We start from the raw sequence: 21,653 nt of genomic DNA on the forward strand, positions 1-21,653 counted from the left end.
TAAGAGTGATGACGGACATTGCGCACCGGAAAACGAGGTTAAATGTCTATCATAGGAGTGATGACGGACATTGCGCCCACATAAAACGTACGGCACTTTCTTTTTTGACCGATTTATCATTCTACTAAACTTTTTATAGAAAAGCAGGTTTACTTTAGTAGTAATTCACTATATTTGTTCATTGCAAAAAGGAGTATTCACATGAAAAGATTATTTATTAATGGGAGAATATACACATTTGACCCAACCAGGCCTGTAGCAGAAGCTGTTCTTATAGAAAATGGTTGCTTTATGGATATAGGCAATACAGTTGAATTGCAACAACGTTGGGGAGATGAATTGGATATAGTTGATTTAAAAGGGAAAACAGTGACCCCTGGCCTTATTGACAGCCATCTTCATCTGTCCTTGATTGCTAATAGTTTTCTAGAACTTGATCTAACAGGAGTTAGATCAAAATTTGACATGCTGGAGAAAATCAAACATAAAGCGAACTCCCTTCAACAAGGAGAGTGGTTGTTGGGAAGTGGCTGGGACGAAAATCTGTTTGAGGATGGTAGTTTTCCCACTATTCAAGAATTAGATGTGGTTGCTCCACAAAACCCGATATTTTTATCGCGTGTTTGTCTGCATGCCGCTTTAGTTAACAGTAGAGCATTAGAAATTAGTCAATATTACCAAGGAATTCAAGTACCTGAGGGTGGAGAGATTGTTTTAGACCCAGTATCCCATGAACCGACTGGTCTTCTATTAGAAACAGCATCTGAGTTAATCAAGAAGTACATTCCAGAAAAGTCTTATGCACAATTGAAATATGCGATGAAAAAAGCCATGCAGTACGCAATCAGCTTGGGAATAACAAGCGTACATACAAATGACCCCTTTTACTTAGGGGGATTAGAGCAAACTTACCAAATCTATGATGAACTATTAAACATAGACAACATTGGTTTACGATGTAATCTATTAATCAATCATGAGTTTATAGATGATATTAGAAAAATGGGAATGTATGCAGGATATGGAAATGAAACGTTAAAAATTGGTGCCATAAAAATATTTGCAGATGGGGCATTTGGCAGAAGGACCGCATTATTATCAGAGGCTTATACGGATGCTCCAAATGAATTCGGTAATGCTATTTTTGAACAAGCGACACTTTATGAAATTGTACGAAAGGCCAGGGAGCTATCCATGCCAATAGCAGTTCATGTCATAGGAGACCAGGCATTGGAAAATGTTCTTGATGTTCTTGATCAATTTCCAACTGCAGCCTATCGTGACCGACTTATTCATGTTCAAGTAGTACGAGAAGAGTTAGTCGGTCGATTAGCAGTTCCTACTAGAATTGCAGATATACAGCCGCGTTTTTTAGTTGGAGACTTCCCTTGGGTAGAAGAAAGACTTGGCGAAAAGCGGATGAAATTAGCTTATGCATGGAAAACGTTACTAGAATCCGGCGTCATTTGTGCCGGTGGATCAGATTCCCCAGTAGAGCCGCTCAATCCTCTTTTGGGAATCCATGCGGCTGTAACGCGTCGAGCGCCTGGGGAGACGCATAACGGTTGGTATGAGCAGGAAAAGATGACCATGATAGAGGCATTCCGGCTATTTACTGAGATGGGGGCATACCCAACGAACGAGGAAACGATTAAAGGGACGATTGCAAGAGGAAAGCTTGCAGATATGGTTGTATTTTCAAAAGATCCGTTTGAAATGGAAAACCCCGATGAATTGCTGGATACAGAAGTAGAGATGACGATCATTGGGGGAGAAGTAAAGTATAAAAAAGAGGATTAAAAAAAACAAAATTCTGAAAAACCTGTCAGGTAGCACTTGACGGGTTTTTTAGTAGTATAAAAGTAATAAAGGACATGTACTATTACTCAATACACCTAGAAACAAAACGTAAAAATTAGTTGAAGTATTTAGACTTTTTATTATCTTATTCTTCCTTTATTTGAAACCATGTGATAGAATCAGCAATTATTGAAATAGTCTGACCTTATGAGGAGGGGAAATTTTGAAAGTATTAGAGAAAGTTAGTAATTTAGCAGGAAATACGTTTGCAATCTGGGTAATTCTGTTTGGGGTGCTGGCGTTTATGTTTCCAATGGGTTTTACATGGATTGCACCTCACATTGCTTTGTTATTAGGGATAATTATGTTTGGAATGGGGCTCACCCTTTCTCTTCAGGATTTTAAAGGAGTTATTCAGGCTCCTAAAGCAGTACTTATAGCAGTAGCAGCGCAATATACCATTATGCCATTACTTGCTTATGGACTTGCGAATCTATTCCAATTGCCTGCAGAGGTAGCGGTTGGAGTTATACTTGTAGGTTGTTGCCCAGGTGGAACAGCATCAAATGTGATGACTTTTCTGGCAAAGGGAAACACAGCATTATCTGTTTCTGTAACTGCTGTATCAACACTTCTTGCTCCGTTACTGACTCCTGCATTAACTTTACTTTTTGCAAGTCAATGGCTTCCCGTATCAGCAGGCAATATGTTTATGTCTATTGTTAAGATAGTGCTCATTCCAATTGTACTAGGTATTATTATCCGTTTATTATTCAGTAAGCAAGTGGACAAAACAATTGGTGTTTTGCCACTGATTTCTGTTATAGGTATCGTAGCTGTAGCCTCTGCAGTAGTAGCTGTAAATAAGGATTCCATTGTTACAACAGGATTATTGATTTTTACGGTCGTCGTGCTGCATAATCTATTAGGTCTGTTTTTAGGATATATGCTGGCAAAAGCCTTCCGATTTAATTTGGCTGACATAAAGGCTATGTCCATTGAAGTAGGTATGCAAAACTCCGGACTTGGATCCGCCTTGGCTTTAGCTCATTTTGCGCCAATCGCTGCAGTTCCGAGTGCTATTTTCAGTGTATGGCATAATATATCAGGTCCAATTTTAGCGACATGGTGGAGCAAACAAAGTGAAACAGATACAACTGAATCAACTAATCAGACAAAAAATATTAGTTGAAAGTTATATAGATTGTATTGCAAGGAAAATGATATATATTATACGGTTTACCATAGCAATAACCAACATGTCCCTGTTAAAGGGGCATGTTAATTTATTCTGTGAAAAGTTATACCACAATTAATTAAATTACGTCCTCAAATTCTTTGGATGACAAGGGTTTATACAAAATTGGAATAAATTAATTATTTTCCACTAGAATAAATACATTGAAGTATTAGAAAATTAGTCATATAATTATTCGAAAGAAAGGGAGGGTATATGATGGAAAAAGATTTACGGATAAAAAGTAAGGTGTTCAGTGAAGGTTCGATGAAAGCACCTAATAGAGCAATGCTGCGAGCAGTAGGTGTTACTGACGAGGATTTTAAAAAGCCAATGATTGGAGTTGCAAGTACATGGAGTGAGGTAACGCCATGTAATATACATATTGATGATTTAGCTATACAAGCAAAAGAAGGTGCAAGAGAGGCAGGGGGCGTGCCTTTAATATTTAATACAATCACCGTATCTGATGGTATCTCAATGGGGACACAAGGTATGCGTTATTCCTTGCCAAGCCGTGATGTGATTGCTGACTCTATTGAGACAGTAGTTGGTGCGGAAAATTTGGACGGTCTAGTAGCAATTGGTGCATGTGATAAAAATATTCCTGGCTGTGCAATTGCAATTGCCAATGCAGGTGTTCCATCGGTATTTGTTTATGGAGGCACAATTGCACCCGGGAAACACCGTGGTAAAGATATAGATATTGTTTCCGTTTTTGAAGGTGTCGGCAAGCATAATAATGGGGATATCGATGATGAAGAATTGCGTTCCATCGAGTGTCATGCATGTCCTGGAGCTGGTGCGTGCGGAGGTATGTACACAGCGAATACAATGGCATCCGCGATGGAAGCAATGGGGATGAGTTTACCTGGAAGTTCGTCTAACCCTGCAGAAACCGCAGATAAAGCGAAGGATTGTGCCAAAGCTGGGGAAGCAGTCTATCATTTACTTGAAAAAGGAATTTATCCTAAAGATATTATGACAAAAGAAGCTTTTGAGAATGCAATCACAGTAGTCATGGCATTAGGAGGCTCAACAAATGCTATTCTACATTTGCTATCTATCGCTCATGCAATTGAAGTAGATTTAACGATCGATGATTTTAATAGAATTCAAGAAAAAACACCACATTTGGCTGACCTTAAGCCGAGCGGGAAATATGTCATGCAGGATCTTCATCGTGTAGGAGGTGTTCAGGCTGTTATGAAACTTCTCCATGAAGCGGGCTATTTACATGGAGACTGTATTACAGTTACAGGAAAAACAGTAGCTGAAAACTTAGCAGAAGCTCCTTCTTTAAAAGATGGACAAGATGTTATTATGCCTTTTGATAAACCTAAACGAGCAGATGGTCCACTAATTGTATTAAAAGGGAACTTGGCACCAAGTGGAGGGGTTGCGAAGGTCTCCGGTGTTAAAGTGAGTCGACACACTGGACCTGCACGTGTTTTTGATACAGAAAAAGAGGCGACAGCTGCAGTGATGGATAATCAGATTAACGAAGGAGATGTTCTGGTCATTCGTTATGTAGGTCCTAAGGGGGGGCCAGGGATGCCGGAAATGCTCTCCATTTCGGCAATACTTGTGGGTAAAGGGCTTGGTGAAAAGGTTGCCCTGTTAACAGATGGAAGGTTTTCTGGCGGCACGCATGGATTGGTGGTAGGTCATATTGCACCAGAAGCTCAATCTGGAGGCCCTATTGCATTTTTAAAAGAGGGCGATATGGTCACCATTGACTCAAATAAAAAGGAAATTTCCTTTGAGGTTACGGAAGAAGAATTGGAAAGCCGCAGAAAAGAATGGTCTGCACCCCCATTGTATAAAAAAGGTATATTGGGTAAATATGCTCACAATGTATCCTGTTCTTCAAAAGGAGCAGTAACAGACTTTCTTGGCAAGTAACCAAAACGAAGTCCTGGTTTCTAAATTAGATTCCAGGGCTTTATTTGTGTTCATGAAAGGTTATCAGTTTAGCAATTTTGTTGTATGGAAGACTTAAAAGAAAGTATGTCCATCATATAATTATTAACTAAACAGTAAACTGCCCTGATAAAAAATTTCAGAATAGAAGAGCTTCCGTTTAAAGAATCATCGTTAAACCCTAAATGAATAACCATTCACTTTGTTTTATAAATATAAATTCACTTTGTAACATTTTTGTAATATCTTATTTGTTTATCCATATGTAAACAATGTAAACGCATTCAAATTAAATGACTTATCAAAAGTATCAAAAAACTTTTAAAATACTGTTGACTCTTTCAGGAAAACGTTATATGATTATCGGCAATATCAAATATTCAAATAATAACGAATAGAGATAAATTAACAATAACTACTTGAGTAAAATAAAATATAAAGAACTCGATGACGGGAAAAAAGGAACATGTACGATGTATTTACAGAGATCTGGGGTTGCTGGAAGCCCAGAAATACATGTTGTTCTGACATCATCTCTGAGTGCCAGATTGAACGGAAGCTTCTTATTAGGTCTGGTCAGGTGCAGCTTTATTGTACCTGTTATCAATAAAGGCTTTAATTATAGCCTTATGAGGTAGTATTCGTGAGGATGCTACAAACCTGGGTGGTACCGTGAAAAGAAGGACTCTTTTCTCCCCAATAGCTCTGCAAATATATGCAGATTTATAGGGGGAGGGAAGGGTCCTTTTTGATTTCACCTCTAAAAGCAATAGTAAAACATCGTTTGTTCCAGGAATGGAAGAGCGGGTTTGAATAATTAATTATTATTAAGGGAGGTATGTAGTAGTGAAAGTTGAAGCAAAGCATGAGACAGAAAGTACAGAACAAATGAGGACCGGGGCTGATTTATTTATTCAGACTTTGGTGGATGCGGAAGTAGACACACTCTTCGGTTACCCAGGAGGAGCTGTATTACCAATCTACGATGCGTTATATCGCAGTAACCCTCCATTTGACCATGTACTTTCACGGCATGAGCAAGGCTCCATCCATGCAGCAGAGGGATATGCACGTGTGACTGGTAAGGCGGGAGTAGTATTAGCAACATCTGGCCCAGGGGCAACAAATCTGATTACTGGTATTACCGATGCCATGATGGATTCTATTCCTCTCGTTATCTTTACAGGCCAGGTTGCCAGCGGAGTCATCGGCACTGATGCATTTCAAGAATCAGATGTGATGGGGATTACCACTCCAATCACGAAATACAATTATCAAGTGAAACAGGTATCTGATTTACCGCGGATCGTGAATGAAGCTTTTCACATAGCTACTACAGGACGGCCCGGTCCAGTAGTTGTAGACATCCCAAAAAATGTATCTGCACAGCTAACAGGTACAGAATTCAGTAAAGACTTTAATCTGCCGGGATATCAGCCGAATAAGAAGCCGAACCCCTTACAAATTGTTAAACTAGCAGACGCGCTTAGCAGAGCGAAGAAGCCACTATTACTTGCTGGTGCAGGGGTCGTCTTTGCAAAAGCGACTGAAGAATTAAAAAAGTTCGCTGAAAAGTATCAGCTACCAGTTACCAATACGCTATTAGGACTTGGCAGCTTCCCAGGAACTCATCCATTGCATTTGGGAATGGCGGGAATGCATGGCACCTATACGGCTAATACAGCACTATATGAATGCGATTTGCTCATTAACATTGGCGCAAGATTTGATGACAGACTTACAGGAAACTTAGAACATTTTGCACCACATGCAAAAGTGGCCCATATTGATATCGATCCTGCTGAAATTGGAAAAAATGTCGCAACTGAAATTCCGGTGGTGGCAGATGCAAAAGAAGCTCTGCAAGCATTATTGCAAAGTGTTGTGGAGTTACCTGACCACGAGGTATGGAAAGAAACTTTAAAATTAAATAAAGCAGAATTCCCACTATGGTATGAAAAGCCTGAGCAAAAATTATCTCCTCAATGGTTGATAAAGCAAGTATATGAACAATCAAAAGGAGATGCAATTATAACTACAGATGTTGGGCAGCATCAAATGTGGGCAGCACAGTTTTATACTTTTGATAAACCAAACCGTTGGGTTACATCTGGTGGACTTGGAACCATGGGATTTGGATTTCCAGCAGCCATTGGAGCACAATTAGGAGCTCCAGATGATTTGGTAGTTTCCATTGTGGGTGACGGAGGATTTCAAATGACTCTTCAAGAATTATCAATACTCAAAGAGAGAAACCTTCCAGTCAAGATTATTATTGTAAATAACGAAGCACTCGGGATGGTAAGACAATGGCAGGAAAGCTTTTATGAGGAACGTTATTCTGAATCACTGCTGACGATGAATCCGGACTTTGTGAAACTTGCAGAAAGTTATGGGATTAGAGGTTTACGTATTGACCAGGAAGAGGATGTTATTCCGATGTTACAGGATATCTTTTCATATAATGGCCCAGTTGTAGTAGATTGTCGTGTTGAACAAAAAACATGTGTATATCCAATGATAGCTCCTGGGAAAGGAATCCACGAAATGATAGGGGTGAAGAAATGAAACGGATCATTGTAGCCACGGTCCAAGATAGAAGTGGTGTATTAAATCGGATTACAGGAATGTTGCAGAAACGCCAATTTAACATTGATAGCATTTCAGTTGGTAGTTCTGAAACAGAGGGAGTCTCCAAAATGACTTTTGTAGTTGATGTTGGAGACCACCAAAAACTAGAACAGCTAACAAAACAATTGAATAAGCAAATTGATGTTCTGAAAGTTTCCGATATTACCGATAAAGCCATAGTTGCAAGAGAACTTGCACTGATTAAGGTTGGAGGAAGTGGTCAATTACGCTCAGAGATTCAAGGGATAATCACCCCATTCCGTGCATCCATTATTGATGTAAGCAAAGACAGCCTAACAATTCAAGTGACTGGGAAGCCCGATAAAGTTGAAGCATTAATATCTTTACTGAAACCATATGGTATCAAAGAGTTAACTAAAACGGGTGTAACTGCATTTTTACGTGGGCAGCAGCCACAACAGGTAACAGAGCTTAATTCACATTTAATATAAACGAATAACGCTAGAAATGCCCTTAGATTATATAGTGAAAAGAAAAAACAAAAAATGAGAGGAAGATTAATATGTCAAAAGTACTTTATGAAAAAGATATCCAAAAAGAGGTTTTACAAGGAAAGAAAATTGCAGTAGTAGGATATGGATCTCAAGGTCATGCCCATGCATTAAACCTTCGTGAAAGCGGATATGATGTAGTTGTGGGTCTTCGCCCAGGCAAGTCTCAACAAAAAGCAGAAGAAGATGGTTTTCAGGTTGTTTCTGTAGCCGATGCAGTAAGTCAGTCTGAAGTAGTAATGGTGTTGTTGCCGGATGAGTTGCAGACAGCTGTCTATAATGAAAGCATTAAACCGAACCTTCAGGCTGGAAATGCAATAGCATTTGCACACGGATTCAATGTACATTTCAGCCAAATTGTCCCTCCTGAAGATGTAGATGTATTTTTGGTAGCGCCGAAAGGGCCAGGTCATCTAGTACGTAGGACGTATGAAGAAGGAGCCGGAGTTCCTGCATTATATGGTGTATACCAAGATGTAACAGGGCAGGCAAGAGAGTTGGCACTTGCTTATGCACAAGGAATTGGAGCTGCACGGGCAGGAGTATTGGAAACAAGCTTCCAGGAAGAAACAGAAACAGATCTCTTCGGGGAGCAGGCAGTATTATGTGGTGGTGTAACAAGTTTAATCAAAGCTGGTTTTGAAACATTAACAGAAGCTGGCTATCAACCGGAAGTTGCGTATTTTGAATGTTTACATGAAATGAAATTGATTGTTGACCTTCTATATGAAGGTGGATTGGAAAATATGCGTTATTCCATTTCAGACACTGCTCAATGGGGAGATTTTGTATCTGGACCTCGAGTTATTGATGAGAACACTAAAGCACGCATGAAGGATATTCTAACAGATGTGCAAACAGGTCAATTTGCTAAAGGATGGATTCTTGAAAACCAGGCAAATCGCCCACAATTTAATGCAATCAACGCTAAAGAAAATCAACATCCAATTGAAAAAGTAGGAAGGGAGTTACGTGAATTAATGCCTTTTGTTAAACAACCATTGCAAAACAAAAATAAACAGCAAAAGGGTGTGAAAGAGCATGTCACAAATTAGAATTTTTGACACAACCCTAAGGGATGGGGAGCAGTCACCTGGTGTAAACCTGAATCAACTTGAAAAGCTTGAAATTGCAAAACAGCTGGAACGTTTAGGTGTAAGCAGGATGGAAGCAGGATTTCCTGCTTCCTCCAAAGGGGATTTTAATGCAGTCAAGGCAATAGCCGATACAATTAAAAACACATCCGTAACTGCATTGGCAAGAACGGTGAAATCGGATATTGATACAGCCTGGGATGCACTAAAAGGTGCAGCTGAGCCAAGTATTCATTTGTTTCTTGCTACATCACCAATTCATATGACTTACAAACTAAAGCAGACACCTGATCAAGTTATTGAAACTGCAGTTAATATGGTGGCATATGCTAAACAAAAATTCACTCATGTTCAATGGTCTGCAGAAGATGCTTCACGTTCGGATTGGGAATTCCTGGCGCAAATCATTGAAAAGGTTCTCGATGCCGGTGCTACAGTAATCAACCTGCCGGATACAGTGGGGTATACAACACCGTTAGAATATGGAAATATGTTTAAATATATGAAAGAGAATGTTCCTAACATAAATCAAGCCAGTCTTTCATGTCACTGCCATAATGATCTTGGTATGGCAGTTGCAAACTCTATAGCTGCAGTACAAAACGGTGCTACACAAATAGAGGGAACTATTAATGGTATTGGGGAACGTGCAGGTAATGCATCCTTGGAAGAGGTGGCAGTAGCTTTAAAAATTCGCTCTGATTTTTATCCATATACAACGGGTTTAAAACTGGAGGAAATCAAACGGACCAGTGACTTGGTAGCAAAATTAACAGGCATGTATGTGCAGGCAAACAAAGCGGTTGTCGGTAGAAATGCTTTTGCTCACGAGTCAGGGATCCATCAGGATGGTGTACTCAAGAATGCCTCTACCTATGAAATTATTACACCAGAAATGGTCGGAGTAAAATCCAATACGTTGTTCATGGGCAAACATTCTGGACGGCATGCGTTTAAGGATAAGGTGAAAGACCTTGGAATCGATCTTACTGAAGATAAATTAAAGGAAGCCTTTAAACTATTTAAGCAGTTAACAGATCATAAAAAAGAAGTTACAGATGATGATTTGTTTACAATTATTATGGAGGTTCAAACAGATACAGCTTCTGTAAACAAATACCAAATGGAGATGTTCCAAGTACAGTATGGAACTACTAATATACCTACAGCGACTGTACAGTTGAAAACTCCTAGTGGTGAAACAGTGCATGCAGCCCAGACGGCTTCGGGTAGTGTAGAAGCATTATATAAAACATTGGATGTGTTAATTGAAGAAGATTTACAGTTAATTGATTATCAATTGAATTCTGTTGGTGGAGGGAAGGATGCACTTGCAGAATCCCATGTTCAGTTGAAGGTTAACGGCGAGACAGTAAATGGGCGTGGTTCAGCTCAGGATGTTATAGAAGCATCAGGAAATGCATTTTTAAACGCAGTAAACAGATATATTGTTCAACAGAACAGTTTTATTAAACAAGAGGTTGGATCGGAAGTGTAAGCGAGAGCCAGGCATGTGGTTCCGCTCGTATCGGCAGTTTACGTATAAACATGGAGGAGGGCTATGGTATGAATAAGCAAATTATTTTGTTGCCTGGAGACGGTGTTGGTAAAGAAATTATGGAGTCAGCAAAGGTAGTGTTAAATGCAGTAGCCAGTGAATTTGGGCATCGTTTTACATTTCATCAGCATGCAATCGGTGGAGAGGCAATTGATGCTTACGATACACCATTGCCTGAAGATACAGTAAAAGCATGCAAGGGAGCAGATGCAATACTACTTGGTGCTGTTGGAGGACCAAAGTGGGACGCTCTTCCTGCTGCAAAGAGACCGGAAAAAGGTTTATTGGGGATACGTAAACAGCTAGGTTTATTTGCTAATTTACGTCCTATAAAAGGATTCAATTCCATGTTGCATGCTTCTCCGCTTAAAGAAGAGGTTATTGCAGGAAGTGATATCTTAATCATTCGAGAACTAACAAGTGGGCTATATTTCGGAGAACCGCGTGAAAGACGGGAAAACGGCAACGCGGTAGTTGATACACTTTATTATCATCGATCAGAAATGGAGCGAATTATTGAAAAGGCATTTGAGAGTGCGAGATTAAGAGATAACCATGTTACATCTGTGGATAAGGCTAATGTATTAGAATCAAGTCGAATGTGGAGAGAAATAGTTGAGGAAACTGGTAAGAAATATCCAGATGTAAAAGTCGACCATATGCTTGTAGACGCTGCTGCAATGAAGCTGATTACACAGCCAAACTACTTTGATGTTATCGTTACAGAGAATTTATTTGGAGATATCTTAAGTGATGAAGCTTCGGTATTGACTGGTTCACTTGGAATGCTACCATCGGCAAGTCTTCGATCAGATGGTCTAGGGTTGTATGAACCTGTCCATGGTTCGGCACCTGACATTGCAGGACTTGGTATTGCTAATCCGGTAGGAATGATTTTATCAGCTGCCATGATGCTAAGATATTCTTTTCAGATGGAAGAAGAAGCCGCAGAAATAGAGCGGGCAGTTAATGATTGCTTGGACCAAGGATACCATACTGCTGATCTTTCCAGTAATGGTGGGATGAAAGTAGGGACAAAGGAAATGACAGCAGCTATTGTTGATTCACTGACAACCAAAAGTGTTTCAAACAGTATATGTAGTATGTATGTTTAACGCGGGGGTGCAAGAAATGGGGAAACCACAAACGATTATAGAGAAAATATGGGAAAAACATGTAGTTCATCAAGAAGAAGGCAAGCCAGATTTATTATATATTGATCTGCATTTGGTTCATGAAGTAACTTCACCGCAAGCGTTCGAGGGTTTACGACTGAGCAATCGGAAGGTGCGCCGTCCAGATCTCACGTATGCTACGATGGATCATAATGTGCCTACACAAAATAGAGAAGTAATAAAAGATAAAGTTTCTAAAAAGCAAATGGAAACCCTCCAGGAGAATTGTAAGGAACATGGTATTAAGCTTGCAGATATGTTTCATCCAGACCAAGGTATTGTCCATGTAATTGGCCCCCAGCTCGGTCTTACCCAGCCCGGTAAAACAATTGTTTGTGGGGATAGCCATACATCAACACATGGAGCTTTTGGTGCTCTAGCCTTTGGTATTGGTACAAGTGAAGTAGAGCATGTGCTTGCTACTCAAACCATTTGGCAAGAACGCCCGAAAACCTTGAATGTCAAGGTTGAAGGTGAATTGGGCCCAGGAGTTACTGCAAAAGATTTGATCCTGGCAATTATCGCTAAATTTGGTGTGAGATTTGGAACTGGCTATGTTATTGAGTATACAGGTCAAGCCGTTCGCAACCTTTCCATGGAAGGAAGAATGACTGTCTGTAATATGTCTATCGAAGCGGGAGCAAGAGCCGGGTTAATTAGCCCAGATGAAAAAACGATCGAATTTTTAAAAGGAAAAGAATATGTGCCAGATGGCGATGCGTATAAGCAGTTGGCAGATTCTTGGCTGCAACTGGCAACAGATGAAGGAGCTAAATACGATAAAACAGTTACTATAAAAGCAGAGGATATTGAACCACAGGTTTCTTGGGGGACAAATCCTGGAATGTGTGTTCCGATTAGTGGCAAAACACCTGATCTCAATGAGGTTGACTATCGTGAAGATGTAGAGCGCGCATTGGAATACATGGGATTAGATGAGAATCAGCCCATTACATCTATAGAAATCGACCATGTTTTTATCGGGTCGTGTACCAATTCACGCTTGAATGATTTACAAAAGGCAGCTTCCATTGTTGATGGGAGAAAAGTAAAAGAAAACGTGCGTGCGATTGTTGTTCCTGGTTCCTTCAGTATAAAAATGCAAGCTGAAAAAGAAGGGCTTGATATGATTTTTAAAAAAGCAGGCTTTGAATGGCGTGAAGCAGGTTGCAGTATGTGTCTGGCAATGAATGACGATATTGTACCACCTGGTGGCAGATGTGCCTCAACATCAAATCGTAATTTTGAAGGGCGTCAAGGAAATGGGTCGAGAACTCACTTGGTTAGCCCTGAAATGGCTGCAGCAGCTGCTATAGAAGGACATTTTGTAGATGTTAGAAAATATGCCGGAGTTCCGAGTTAGGGGGTGCAGACATGGAAGCAATTAAAAAACACAAAGGTCTAGTTTATCCTTTGAACCGTACTAATATAGACACAGATCAGATCATACCAAAACAGTTTTTAAAACGTATTGAACGTACAGGGTTTGGCCAGTTTTTGTTTTACCATTGGCGGTTTGACGATAATGGGAATAAACGGCAAAACTTTGCATTAAATAAAGAGGCTTATGAAGGTGTAACTATTTTGCTGGCTGGAGAAAATTTTGGCTGTGGTTCTTCTCGTGAACATGCTCCTTGGGCATTGTTGGATTACGGTTTCCGGGTAATTATTGCCCCAAGCTTTGCGGATATTTTTTATAATAATGCATTAAAAAACGGAATTATACCAATTCAACTGGATGAGGAACAAATTGGTGAATGGATGAAACAGGCTGAAGAAACTTCTATGAGCTTGGATATAGATTTGATTAATCAACAAATTACGGATTCAGCAGGAAATAACATAAGCTTTCATATTCCTGCATACCATAAAGAAAAACTTATTAATGGTTGGGATGAGATTGCTCTTACCTTGAAACATGAGGATAAGATTAGTGCATATGAAGTACGCTAAAACATTTTGTCTGATAAACACGTAAGTAGAATTTATTTTTACAAGAGGAGTGTGAACCAATTGGGAATTGCTTAACAGGTGAAAAGATTCATACGGCGTTAGGGAGACTAACGCCAATCGTTCACCGTACACCTTTAATAACATCGGAGACAACAAATAATCTAGTTGGTAAAAAGGTTTATTTTAAAATGGAAAATCAGCAAAAAACCGGTGCTTTTAAGTTTAGAGGAGCTACCTTTAAGCTTATGCAAATGCCAAAAAGTCAATTGAAAAAAGGTGTGATCACTGCTTCTGCAGGAAATCATGCCCAGGGAGTTGCTTATGCTGCTGCTAAATTAGGAGTAAAAGCTACTATTTTTATGGCAGAAAAAACTCCGCTTGCAAAAGTGAATGCTACCAGAAACTATGGTGCTGAGGTAGTGTTAACTGGAGAGACTTTTCAGGAAGCATATGAAGCTTCTGTTCAGAAACAAATGCAGAGTGGAGCTGTGTATATTCATCCGTTTGATGATTATGATGTGATGGCAGGCCAAGGCACAATTGCTATGGAAATGCTGAAACAAGAGGATAGAATAGATACAATTCTTGCTCCAATTGGTGGAGGCGGTTTAATATCAGGGATTGCGGTAGCTGCCAAGCACGTCAATCGGAATATAAAGGTGATTGGTGTACAAGCTGATGGAGCTTCTGCGATGCATGATAGTTTTCATAGTGGTAAATTAAAAAAAGTTAAGACTGTTTCCACAATTGCAGAGGGGATTGCAGTAAAGCAACCCGGTGAGCATACATTTCCTATTATTCAGAAGTATGTAGATGATATTGTAACTGTATCGGATGAAGAAATTGCGTCTGCAATTGTATATATGCTTGAGAGGAATAAGACGTTAATGGAAGGAGCAGGTGCTGCTACGCTTGCAGCATTGTTCGCTCATAATGATAAGATAAGATCAAGGCATCTTGGTGTTGTGGTTAGCGGAGGAAATATGGATATCGACACAATGGCCAAGATTCAAACCCTTGCTAAAAAGTTACACCAGCCCGCCTAGGGTAATAGAAAAAGGATTCATCTTTACATAATAAAAGGTGAATCCTTTTTCTATGGGGCAATATGGTATTTTCTGTACAACCACTAATTTACAATGTGGGTAAACTCCTAACTAACTTGGTAGTCGTTTATCTCATTTTAAGGAGGTGGATGGACCCAATGATTTCCACTGCCGGGGGAGGCTTTCACATCTCCGGGTACAAGTGCGACATCTTTTCGTTACCTCACAGTGTCTTCTTTGCCACCCGGCATGGCTTCAACCGCTTCCTCCGCTTCGTTTAGTGTCTTCAGTTCATGCTATTCCGGCAGGAGTTGTCATCTTCCATTTCAATCAATTGGTGTTGCTAACCCTTAAAGGATGTATCTTTCAGTGAATTAAGTACCAGTAATTAATTTTCTCTTATAAAAACAAACCTTAGCGAAGGGGAAATATGTAGACTCCTCGAAAATGGAAATACACATTTTCTTCGTGCGATGACTTGCTGACGTAGCTTTCCTTGTCCTGCGGGAAAAGCGAGACTAGCGAGACCCCACAGAACGGAACGTTAGTGTAGTTCGAGGAGGCTTGCAGGCCGCCCGCGGAAAGCGGAATATTTCCCCGTAGCGGTGATTTACGCAGTCTTTTTATTCTAAGATACTTCGCAGTTCTCTCCAACTCCGCATATGTTTATCTTTTAACACCGATTCCTATGTTTTATAGCTTTTGTCCATAATATTTGTCTAAGGTGAATCCACGCCCGAGTATTTCGGAAGCATTAAGGAAAATAACAAAGGATGTGGGTATCTGTTTTTGTAGAATCTTCTTTAATTGAATAGCTTCCTGTTGTTCAGCTACACAGAGAATCATTGTCTTATCCATATTAGAATACCCTCCGACCGAGCGTACCTTTGTAAGACCACGGTCGATATTTTCCCTGATCAATGATTGAGTTTTCTCTTCTTCTTCTGTAATTATCATAATTAATTTCGTTGCAGAGGTTCGAAGTTGCACGATATCTATAGTCTTACTTGTTATATAAATACACATTAAAGCAAATAAAGTTAATTCCAAATTAAAGACAATTATGGAGGAAATTACAACAAACCCATCAACAATTAATTGAGAGTAACCACTAGACAGGCCAGTGAATTTTTTCACGATTTGAGCTATTGCAGCAGTACCTCCAGTAGAGCCATTACCCTTATATACAATACCTAGACCGGTCCCGAGAATGATTCCTCCATAAAGCGCGCCTAATAATGGGTTCGTTATGGTGTAAGGAATATCAGCACTCAGCCATATAATAAAAGGCACCCAAAAGGTTCCAAGCAACGTTTTCCAACTAAAGTCTTTCCCTAAAGCGAGCCAACCAATAACAAAAATAGGTATATTAATCAGAAACTGTGTATATGCAGGACTTAAATTATATAGTTCATAAAGGATAGTGCTAATTCCTGAGATCCCACCAGCAGCCAGCTTAGAGGGGAGAAGGAACAAGTTATAGGATAGGCCGACCAATGTGGCGCCTACAATAATTTGAAAATATTCCAAGGCGGTTTTATTTTTGTTCATATGTCTTTTTTCCTTTCCTTGTAAAACTAGTACCTGCTATATTCTAACACTAGGAAGGAAGCTAGTAAACTTCAGAACATAAACCACGCCTTGTAATAGTTAAGACACTCAACTTCTCATAAAATTGAAAAAGCACAATCGCCTCGGCAAATTGTGCAGTAAAAGCTTTAGTTATTTAAAGGCAGGCATAGGTTGGCGGGCCGTCATTCTTTTTGCTACTGATTCTGTTAATCCTTTGGTTGTTTTAGGCACAATACTTTTTAATATGGAATTAATCATCGGTGCCATAACACCTTTTGCAGCTATTGATAAATGTCCGGTCATCTCGGTTGTAATCGCATCAACTTCTTTAGCTTTAAAATAACCTTTTCCCACAACATTTTCACTTATCCCTGTAAGGTTAAATGTAACGCAGTTAGGCTCTCTCCACTCCTCGATATCTATCCTTAATGTTACAGTTTTCTGGATCAATCCCGACTCACCTTTTAACTTCCAAATAGACTGTTTTTCATTCAAAATTTTATGGCTCAAATAACCTGGGACTAAGGGAGCCCAATTATCCATGTCGCTGATAAAATTCCATGTAGTTTCAATTGGTACTTTCATGCATAACTGATGAATTCCATTAGGCACGTTCGTTCCTCCTTATATGTAGGTATTGAAAGTAAATCTGCACACATTGCTTATTATATGGAGAGGGTTATAGTTTTAGAAGCTAATATTTCTTTGAATTTCTTTATTCTAACGTTTTTTAAGAATTTCATATTCTAATTATATATTAGACTGTATGTACAAAAAAGAGGAATTAATCTTTCGTCTGTCGAAATAACTAGTAAACTATAAGGGAGAGTGTCTAAATGATAAACACCGCAAAAATTTTATTTACAACGGATAGCCAAGTGGAAAGTAATTCTGCCTTCATGCAGTTTACAGATAGCCATCCCTCGGAAGTATTCTTAACATACCTGAATGGTGAATGTATAATCATTGGGAAAACAGGGGTAGTGGGGTCCACTTTTGAAGATGTTCGTATGCTTGCTGGAAGCATGGCTAAAGAATTACAAAAGGCTGAGGTTGCTTCCGCTGAAGTACATGGTAAACAAATAATAGAAGCTTTTTCCTCCCTGGAAGAAGTGGGAGTTATTACAGCATTTGTTGAGGGTTGGTATCTTGGAGGGTATGATTTTTCTACATATAAATCGAGCAAGGAAAAAGCACAAACAGAACTGCAAATAGTAAAAGGAGAAAAGTTTCAAGCATCCCAAGAAAAAGGAAAGCTTCGGGCAGAAGCAATGGCGTTTTCGCGTGATCTAATGAATGAAATTCCAAGTGTATTAAATCCTTCAACCTATCCGGAAATATTAAAAAAGGAATTTGCTAACACAAGTGTGGATGTAAAGGTATTTGACAAAGCCGAACTGGAAGAAAGAGAAATGCATGGAGTTCTAACTGTCGGAAGAGGAAGTATCCATGAACCTGCGTTTGTAGAATTGAGATATCGTGGTGATGAATCGAAACCACTTATAGCTTTAGTAGGGAAAGGCGTAACTTTTGATACAGGTGGTATTAGTTTGAAAAAGGGAAAAGATATTAGTGACATGCGCATGGATATGGGAGGTTCGGCTGCTGTAGCTGGTGCTATGAAACTTATAGCAGCTACCAAGTTGAAGGTAAATGTTGTGGCTCTTATACCGATCGTTGAAAATATCCCTGACAATACTGCTGTTATTCCTGGCGATGTCATTCATTATAAGAATGGCATGCACGTACAGGTTGGTAATACAGATGCAGAAGGGAGATTAATTTTGGCTGATGGGTTACTCAGAGCAGGAGAGCTAAAAGCGAAGTATGTAGTAGATGTCGCTACATTAACAGGAGCAATTGTAAATGCACTTGGAACAAAGCTTGCTGGGGTGTTTGGTGATGAAACCTTAGCGAATGAATTAAAAACAATAGGCGAGAAAAATGGAGATCATGTATGGCCAATGCCTTTAGTAGATGACTACTTCAGCTACTTGAGCAGTGATTATGCCGACTTTAATAATACAAGTGGAAAAGGGCAAGCTGGTTCCATTGTGGCAGCGCTTTTTCTTCGTAAATTCGTGCCGGAGAATAGTAAATGGTTGCATATAGACATGGCTGGGGTAATGCAGGGAGAAGATAAAGGATATTATGCTAAATCAGCTACTGGATTTGGTGCAAGACTACTTGCAGATTTTACAGCACACGTTACTAATGAAAATTAATTATCGTTCCATCTATTAAAGAAATCTAATATCATCATCAAAAGAAGCAGCTCAAGAAAGCTGCTTCTTTTGTGTATAGAACACACCATCACTCACATCTAGTCGTTTTTACTTGCGTTTTGGCCAGGTACTTTATATAACCAGATTTCCCAGGCTGATGTTTCAGTTTTAAAAGATTTTTCAAATTCTAAACCAAGCTCTTCATAGTTTTTAATGGGTACAGCAGAAAAGATATATTCTCCACCCATGTTTCTTAAAGCTTTTACATTAATCTGCAGATCCTCGATTGCACCATTTCTTTCTTTGGTGAATAAGTAATCTTCTCCATGCTCCGCCACGTACATATAAAGCCGACCTCCCCAAGTATCAAAATACTTCTTAAGAGAAGGACTTTTATTAAGCTCGCCTGCGATAATTTTCCTGAATTGCTCTTTATACTTCAGAGGAAAGCTATTATTATACGTATCTAGAGTATAAAAACCATTATATTGAGCAATTGTTGGGTGCATACCAATACTTACCACCCGATAGGAAGATTGTTTTTTGCCAATATAGTTTTCGATTTCCTCAAAGAGACTTACTCCATAAAATTCCTGAAACGTCGGTGTATTAAATTGACTGTATTTATTTTCTTCATTTAATGGAAAGGCTATTGTACATTGATAAATGATTAATACAACTGCAAGTATTTTTCCGATTTTCCATCCCATGTTTTTACAAATAATCCCCAAAGCTATAGCAAAACAAATGTACCATATCAGTGGATCAAGAAAATGAATTCTTGAGAAATTAAATGTATTGGCAATCATAAAGTGATCCTTTACTACACGCATCCCTTCCCAGTACCAAAGTGCATACCAAATAGATAAAGCCATATTAAAGATGAACAGACTCAACAATAATTTTGCTGCTTTGGCGTTACGAATACCTGATATAAGTAGTGCCAATCCGATTACTGGTATGATTACTTTATATTGTAGAGCCAAATCATGTGTATGTCCATAAAGGTAATTCTCCAAAGCCAGCTCCATCGTTCTATCAAAAGAATTATGACCGAGATCTAGAGCATCCCGATGGGACGTAAAACCAGCATCAAAAAACATAGAATGAATGAGCATATAATTTTTAACTAAGTATACTGTAGTCATTCCTGCTATTGCAGAGAAAAAAGACCAATTACTTTTTCTCGATTTGAACCAATTATATATCCACAACAGACCCATTAACCCAAGGAAAAAAACGAAGCTTAATACGAAATTGGAAAAAAAAGTAATACATAAAAGAGTCATCCAATGGTACCATGAACTGTGCCATTTCTTTTCGCGAATAGTTAAAAGAATATGTAAGGCTAATGGCAGACCAGCAATGGAAAGCATTCCTGAAGGCCAAAAAGGTAATAAGGCAAAACAGAGAGAAACTCCTATGCTAATTAATCTATAGTCTGTCTTTTGTTTTCCAAACAAATGGTTGCTTAATAGTAAATACATACCAAAAAAAGCTGTAAATCGCATGATGGTCTGACCAATTGTGTATGCAGTCATTGGTTCAAACAGGTAATAGATCCAAACCATTGCATCAAATGGGGAAGGGAGTGCGCTTCTTGGCAGCCCATTTATGGCATTTGGAAGCATGGTATCAGATAGAGAAAAAATTTGACCACTTTCAGCTAACAGTTTATACCAAACAATATTAGAGTCCATATTATCATGTACTCTAATATGTGTATCTTCACCCAATATATAGTATGGGAGAAGGTATGCGAATATAATAAGGCAGGCAATGCTTAGTAATAATTTATTGTTGGTAAAATTTTTGGATATGGTTGACCACATGGTTTACTTCCTCTTTCTCAATTCCGTAATAAAGTGGCAGGCGGATTAATTTCTCGCTCTCTGGAGTGGTGTAAAGGTCTTCGCCTACAAAAGCACCATACTTCAACCCTGCCTGCGAAGTATGAAGCGGTACGTAATGGCTGACAGCCATTATGTTATTCTGCTTCAGATACTCCATTAATTTACTTCTTTCCGCAAGGTTTTGTACTTTAATATAGAACATATGCGCATTGTGCCTACAATCATTTGGAATTTCCGGTAATGTAATAAAACGTTGGGTTTCCAACTGCTGTAATCCAGTTTTATACCAGTTCCAAGCCTTCATTCTTTCCTCGTAAATACCTTCTGCATTGTCAAGTTGAACAGATAAAAATGCTGCATTCATTTCACTGAGAAGGTAGGAGGAACCGACATCTCGCCAAGTATATTTATCTACCTCTCCCCGGATAAATTGAGATCGGTTCGTACCTTTCTCCTGAATGATCTCTGCACGCTTACAAGCATTTTTATCATTAATGAGTAGTGCGCCGCCCTCTCCACATTGATAATTTTTAGTTTCATGAAAGCTGATCGTGCCAAAGTGCCCAATCGTACCTAATGCTCTTCCTTTATAAGTACTCATTAAGCCTGTGCTGCATCCTCCACGACAAAAAGATTATAGTCTTCTGCTAATGACATTATGGAATCCATTTCACAGCTTACCCCAGCATAATGTACTACAACTATAGCTTTTGTACTTGTGGTGATTGCTTTTTCAATTGCTTCTGGGTCGATATTCATTGTACCTGGTCGAACATCAACAAAACGAATGGAGGCACCTCGTAAAGCAAAGGCATTAGCTGTAGACACAAACGTGTAAGATGGCATGATACTTCGTCGCCGGGACCTACGTTTGTTAATATGGCAGTCATTTCCAATGCAGCTGTACAAGAGGGAGTAAGAAGTGCCTTTTCACAATCCAATCTTTCTTCCAGCCAGTGCACACTTTTCTTTCCAAAAGCTCCATTACCAGATAATTTCCCGCTTGTGATTGCTTGTTGGACAGCGACAGACTCTTTTCCAGTGACACATGGTTTATTAAATGGTATCAACAAT

Annotated in this window: 16 protein-coding genes and 1 pseudogene; 12 read left to right on the plus strand and 5 right to left on the minus strand. The window is 39.2% G+C overall.

Features of this window, described 5'->3' with window-relative positions:
* The first annotated feature begins 201 nt into the window (after positions 1 to 201).
* The 11 genes from JCM12304_RS16350 (at position 202) to ilvA (ending at position 14,929) form a co-directional block, all read left to right on the plus strand.
* Complete coding sequence (locus tag JCM12304_RS16350; RefSeq protein ID WP_060681621.1) at positions 202 to 1,800, plus strand: amidohydrolase; 1,599 nt, start codon at positions 202 to 204, stop codon at positions 1,798 to 1,800.
* Positions 1,801 to 2,023: 223 nt separating this feature from the next.
* Entirely contained in the window at positions 2,024 to 2,992 is a 969-nt protein-coding gene (locus JCM12304_RS16355) for a bile acid:sodium symporter family protein (RefSeq protein WP_060681623.1), read from the plus strand.
* Between the two features lie 264 nt (positions 2,993 to 3,256).
* Positions 3,257 to 4,942: a dihydroxy-acid dehydratase gene (ilvD, locus tag JCM12304_RS16360; RefSeq protein ID WP_060681625.1), complete on the plus strand. Its 1,686-nt coding sequence runs from the start codon at positions 3,257 to 3,259 to the stop codon at positions 4,940 to 4,942.
* Between the two features lie 864 nt (positions 4,943 to 5,806).
* Positions 5,807 to 7,528, plus strand: a complete 1,722-nt coding sequence (gene ilvB, locus JCM12304_RS16365; protein ID WP_060681627.1) for a biosynthetic-type acetolactate synthase large subunit — start codon at positions 5,807 to 5,809, stop codon at positions 7,526 to 7,528.
* The gene (gene ilvN / locus JCM12304_RS16370; RefSeq protein ID WP_019376404.1) at positions 7,525 to 8,043 is read left to right on the plus strand and encodes an acetolactate synthase small subunit; all 519 of its coding nucleotides are present in this window, start codon (positions 7,525 to 7,527) and stop codon (positions 8,041 to 8,043) included. The genes ilvB and ilvN overlap by 4 nt, the downstream gene beginning before the upstream one ends.
* A 71-nt stretch (positions 8,044 to 8,114) precedes the next feature.
* Entirely contained in the window at positions 8,115 to 9,158 is a 1,044-nt protein-coding gene (ilvC, locus tag JCM12304_RS16375) for a ketol-acid reductoisomerase (RefSeq protein ID WP_060681630.1), read from the plus strand.
* Positions 9,145 to 10,695: a 2-isopropylmalate synthase gene (locus JCM12304_RS16380; RefSeq protein ID WP_060681632.1), complete on the plus strand. Its 1,551-nt coding sequence runs from the start codon at positions 9,145 to 9,147 to the stop codon at positions 10,693 to 10,695. Before ilvC ends, JCM12304_RS16380 begins: the two co-directional genes overlap by 14 nt.
* A 68-nt stretch (positions 10,696 to 10,763) precedes the next feature.
* Entirely contained in the window at positions 10,764 to 11,870 is a 1,107-nt protein-coding gene (leuB, locus tag JCM12304_RS16385) for a 3-isopropylmalate dehydrogenase (protein ID WP_019376401.1), read from the plus strand.
* Between the two features lie 16 nt (positions 11,871 to 11,886).
* The gene (leuC, locus tag JCM12304_RS16390; RefSeq protein WP_060681634.1) at positions 11,887 to 13,293 is read left to right on the plus strand and encodes a 3-isopropylmalate dehydratase large subunit; all 1,407 of its coding nucleotides are present in this window, start codon (positions 11,887 to 11,889) and stop codon (positions 13,291 to 13,293) included.
* A gap of 11 nt (positions 13,294 to 13,304) precedes the next feature.
* The gene (leuD, locus tag JCM12304_RS16395; protein WP_019376399.1) at positions 13,305 to 13,883 is read left to right on the plus strand and encodes a 3-isopropylmalate dehydratase small subunit; all 579 of its coding nucleotides are present in this window, start codon (positions 13,305 to 13,307) and stop codon (positions 13,881 to 13,883) included.
* Between the two features lie 59 nt (positions 13,884 to 13,942).
* Complete coding sequence (gene ilvA / locus JCM12304_RS16400; RefSeq protein WP_060681636.1) at positions 13,943 to 14,929, plus strand: threonine ammonia-lyase; 987 nt, start codon at positions 13,943 to 13,945, stop codon at positions 14,927 to 14,929.
* Positions 14,930 to 15,622: 693 nt separating this feature from the next.
* Here the strand turns inward: ilvA and JCM12304_RS16405 are convergent.
* Both JCM12304_RS16405 and JCM12304_RS16410 read right to left on the minus strand, forming a co-directional pair.
* Positions 15,623 to 16,480 carry a YitT family protein gene (locus JCM12304_RS16405; protein ID WP_019376397.1) on the minus strand — a complete coding sequence of 286 codons (858 nt, stop codon included), beginning with the start codon at positions 16,478 to 16,480 and terminating at the stop codon, positions 15,623 to 15,625.
* Between the two features lie 171 nt (positions 16,481 to 16,651).
* The gene (locus JCM12304_RS16410; RefSeq protein WP_060681638.1) at positions 16,652 to 17,113 is read right to left on the minus strand and encodes an SRPBCC family protein; all 462 of its coding nucleotides are present in this window, start codon (positions 17,111 to 17,113) and stop codon (positions 16,652 to 16,654) included.
* A 224-nt stretch (positions 17,114 to 17,337) separates the two neighbouring features.
* On the opposite strand from JCM12304_RS16410, the gene JCM12304_RS16415 reads away from it, so the two are divergent.
* The gene (locus JCM12304_RS16415) at positions 17,338 to 18,726 is read left to right on the plus strand and encodes a leucyl aminopeptidase family protein (RefSeq protein WP_060681640.1); all 1,389 of its coding nucleotides are present in this window, start codon (positions 17,338 to 17,340) and stop codon (positions 18,724 to 18,726) included.
* 98 nt (positions 18,727 to 18,824) lie between these two features.
* Here the strand turns inward: JCM12304_RS16415 and JCM12304_RS16420 are convergent, their stop codons facing one another.
* From JCM12304_RS16420 to JCM12304_RS20445, 3 genes and pseudogenes are all read right to left on the minus strand, one after another.
* Positions 18,825 to 20,558, minus strand: coding sequence for a DUF6044 family protein (locus tag JCM12304_RS16420; protein WP_060681642.1), 1,734 nt, complete (start codon positions 20,556 to 20,558; stop codon positions 18,825 to 18,827).
* Positions 20,521 to 21,425: pseudogene (gene rffA, locus JCM12304_RS16425) on the minus strand (dTDP-4-amino-4,6-dideoxygalactose transaminase). Before rffA ends, JCM12304_RS16420 begins: the two are co-directional and overlap by 38 nt.
* Positions 21,335 to 21,649, minus strand: a complete 315-nt coding sequence (locus tag JCM12304_RS20445; RefSeq protein ID WP_369813182.1) for a hypothetical protein — start codon at positions 21,647 to 21,649, stop codon at positions 21,335 to 21,337. Before JCM12304_RS20445 ends, rffA begins: the two are co-directional and overlap by 91 nt.
* Positions 21,650 to 21,653 lie beyond the last annotated feature (4 nt).

Source organism: Virgibacillus halodenitrificans JCM 12304 (assembly GCF_001310895.1).
In the GTDB taxonomy this organism is placed as follows: domain Bacteria; phylum Bacillota; class Bacilli; order Bacillales; family Amphibacillaceae; genus Virgibacillus_Q; species Virgibacillus_Q halodenitrificans.